Source organism: Thalassobacterium sedimentorum, assembly GCF_031127905.1.
Lineage (GTDB): Bacteria > Verrucomicrobiota > Verrucomicrobiia > Opitutales > Coraliomargaritaceae > Thalassobacterium > Thalassobacterium sedimentorum.
Genome location: NZ_JARXIC010000143.1, coordinates 1 through 377 on the forward strand (window position 1 = coordinate 1; position 377 = coordinate 377).

General features: G+C 50.4%; 1 protein-coding gene. It reads right to left on the reverse strand.

Annotation, left to right across the window (positions count from 1 at the left end; translation table 11 throughout):
* A partial coding sequence (locus QEH59_RS18775) for a hypothetical protein (protein ID WP_308986921.1) occupies positions 1 to 377 on the reverse strand: 377 nt, incomplete at both ends.

Here is a 377-nt window from a genome sequence, read left to right on the forward strand (position 1 = left end):
TAAGCGTTTTCTGAGAAATCAGCGACGAGGTTTCCTTCACCACGATTGATTTCAACTGTCAGATTATTAGACTCAACTGTTAGATCATCCACACCACCTGTAAAAGCGACTTGCCCGGCTGTGGCACGCAAGCTGGTAAAGCTGCGTGACGCGCCATCGATTTCATTAAAGAATGCCAGGCCGAAGTCTACATCACTGAGCTCAAGTCCCAGAGCATCTGAAGTATTGCCATTCAAACCAGCGAAGGCATCCACTCCACTACCACCGAGTGTCAATAAGTCCACGTCGATTTCGGAATCGTCGGAAAGTGTGATCGTGTCGCTCGCCTTGGCCATCGCGAAACCGCCGCTCACTTGGAAGAAGCCAAACGCATCCAC